This window comes from Gemella bergeri ATCC 700627 (assembly GCF_000469465.1).
Taxonomy (GTDB): domain Bacteria; phylum Bacillota; class Bacilli; order Staphylococcales; family Gemellaceae; genus Gemella; species Gemella bergeri.
This window is the reverse complement of the sequence record NZ_KI271830.1, coordinates 1-3,224: the sequence shown is the minus strand read 5'-3', so window position 1 is coordinate 3,224 and position 3,224 is coordinate 1. Positions and strand designations below refer to the sequence as shown.

General features: G+C 47.9%; 2 rRNA genes. Both read left to right on the top strand.

What is annotated here, in order from left to right:
- Positions 1-150: 150 nt before the first annotated feature.
- Positions 151-3,034, top strand: a 23S ribosomal RNA gene (locus HMPREF1983_RS03545).
- A 77-nt stretch (positions 3,035-3,111) separates the two neighbouring features.
- Positions 3,112-3,224, top strand: a 5S ribosomal RNA gene (gene rrf / locus HMPREF1983_RS03540); the annotation flags it as partial.

Sequence of the window (3,224 nt, the reverse complement as noted above, 5' to 3'; positions counted from 1 at the left end):
GCACAATGAAAACTGAATACAAATATTAGATCAAAAAATTTCTAAAAAGAAAACAGATTTACAAAACCGAGAAACAAAAGAAGTAAGTAAGTGAAAAAACTTATTCACAAAAAGAGTTCAAGGAAGAAAACGAAGCAAAAAGCTACACACGATTAAGTAGAAAAGAGCGCACGGAGGATGCCTTGGCACTAGGAGCCGAAGAAGGACGTGACAAACGACGAAACGCTACGGGGAGCAGTAAGTAAGCAAAGATCCGTAGATATCCGAATGGGGGAACCCACCGCAAATAAAAAGGCGGTACGCGAAAGCGAGGTAACGCAGGGAACTGAAACATCTAAGTACCTGCAGGAAGAGAAAGAAAAATCGATTTCCCAAGTAGCGGCGAGCGAAAAGGATGAAGCCCAAACCGATATGCATGCATATGGGGGTAGAAGGACTCTTAATAAATTGTATTGAGAAGTATAGTAGAACGTAATGGAAAGTACGACCGAAGAAGGTAAAAGACCTGTATACGAAATACTGAACAAACAAGAAAGAGCACCTGAGTACGACGGAACACGAGGAATTCCGTCGGAATCGACCAGGACCATCTGGTAAGGCTAAATACTACCTAGTGACCGATAGTGAACCAGTACCGTGAGGGAAAGGTGAAAAGAACCCCGGGAGGGGAGTGAAAAAGAACCTGAAACCGTGTGCTTACAAGTAGTCAGAGCCCAATAGTGGGTGATGGCGTGCCTTTTGTAGAATGAACCGGCGAGTTACTATATCATGCAAGGTTAAGTGGAAGACACGGAGCCGAAGCGAAAGCGAGTCTTAACAGGGCGAGATAGTATGATGGAGTAGACCCGAAACCAAGTGATCTACCCATGTCCAGGTTGAAGTTTAGGTAACACTGAATGGAGGACCGAACCAGGACACGTTGAAAAGTGTTTGGATGAGGTGTGGGTAGCGGAGAAATTCCAATCGAACTTGGAAATAGCTGGTTCTCTCCGAAATAGCTTTAGGGCTAGCCTCGTTGTAAGTTTACCGGAGGTAGAGCACTGTTTGGACTAGGGGCCCATCCCGGGTTACCGAATTCAGACAAACTCCGAATGCCGGATAAATATAAACGGGAGTCAGACTGCGGGTGATAAGGTTCGTAGTCGAAAGGGAAACAGCCCAGACCGCCAGCTAAGGTCCCAAATTGTATGTTAAGTGGAAAAGGATGTGATGATGCACAGACAACCAGGATGTTGGCTTAGAAGCAGCCACCATTTAAAGAGTGCGTAATAGCTCACTGGTCGAGTGACATCGCGCCGAAAATGTACCGGGGCTAAACATACAACCGAAGCTGCGGATATAACGAATGTTATATGGTAGGAGAGCGTTCTAACATCATAGAAGCCAAGCTGGAAGGCGAGGTGGAGAAGTTAGAAGTGAGAATGCCGGTGTAAGTAGCGAAAGATAGGTGAGAATCCTATCCACCGAAAGACTAAGGTTTCCAGAGGAAGGCTCGTCCGCTCTGGGTAAGTCGGGACCTAAGGTGAAGCCGACAGGTGAAGCCGATGGACAACAGGTAGAAATTCCTGTACCACCAAATATCGATTGAGAGAAGTGGGGACAGAGGAGGCTAATTGAATGCCCTGATGGAATAGGGCGTCTAAGCGCAAAGGTTGAGTAGAAGGTAAATCCGCTACTTGATAAGACTGAAGCGTTAAGGGGAGCGAAGAAAAGTAGCGAAGTCAATGAAGCCAAACTCTCAAGAAAAGCCGCTATCGAGATAAGAGGTGCCCGTACCGCAAACCGACACAGGTAGTTGGGAAGAGAATTCTAAGGTGAGCGAGAGAACCATCGTTAAGGAACTCGGCAAAATGACCCCGTAACCTCGGGAGAAGGGGTGCCTACGAGAGTAGGCCGCAGTGAATAGGCCCAAGCGACTGTTTAACAAAAACACAGGTCTCTGCAAAACCGAAAGGTGAAGTATAGGGGCTGACGCCTGCCCGGTGCTGGAAGGTTAAGAGGATTGCTTAGCGTAAGCGAAGGTAAGAATTGAAGCCCCAGTAAACGGCGGCCGTAACTATAACGGTCCTAAGGTAGCGAAATTCCTTGTCGGGTAAGTTCCGACCCGCACGAAAGGCGTAACGATTTGGGCACTGTCTCAACGATGGACTCGGTGAAATCATAGTACCTGTGAAGATGCAGGTTACCCGCGACAGGACGGAAAGACCCCATGGAGCTTTACTGTAGCTTGATATTGAATTTTGATGCAGAATGTACAGGATAGGTAGGAGCCGAGGAGATATGCACGCCAGTGTATAAGGAGGCGATGTTGGGATACTACCCTTTGTGTATTGGAATTCTAACCCACGGAATAGAAAACCGGGAGACAGTGTCAGGTGGGCAGTTTGACTGGGGCGGTCGCCTCCTAAAGAGTAACGGAGGCGTTCAAAGGTTCCCTCAGAATGGTTGGAAATCATTTGTAGAGTGTAAAGGTACAAGGGAGCTTGACTGTGAGAGAGACAACTCGAGCAGGTGCGAAAGCAGGACTTAGTGATCCGGTGGTACCGAATGGAAGGGCCATCGCTCAACGGATAAAAGCTACCCTGGGGATAACAGGCTTATCTCCCCCAAGAGTCCACATCGACGGGGAGGTTTGGCACCTCGATGTCGGCTCATCGCATCCTGGGGCTGAAGTCGGTCCCAAGGGTTGGGCTGTTCGCCCATTAAAGCGGTACGCGAGCTGGGTTCAGAACGTCGTGAGACAGTTCGGTCCCTATCCGTCGTGGGCGTAGGAAATTTGAGAGGAGCTGTCCTTAGTACGAGAGGACCGGGATGGACATATCAATGGTGTACCAGTTGTCACGCCAGTGGCATAGCTGGGTAGCTAAATATGGAAGGGATAAGAGCTGAAAGCATCTAAGCATGAAGCCCCCCTCGAGATGAGATTTCCCACGTAGTGTAAGACCCCTTGAAGACGACAAGGAGAATAGGTTAGGAGTGTAAGTGTGGTAACACATTAAGCTGACTAAAACTAATAGGTCGAGGACTTAATCAGAGAGTAGAGAGTAAGAGTAGTAGTAAAGAAGTTGACAAAAGGAGAGGAATTGATATAATATGAGTATAAAGTTTTCGTCTGGTGGCGATAGCAAAGAGGACACACCTGTACCCATACCGAACACAGAAGTTAAGCTCTTTAGCGTCGAGAGTAGTTGGGTTTACGCCCTGCGAGGCTAGATCGTTGCCAG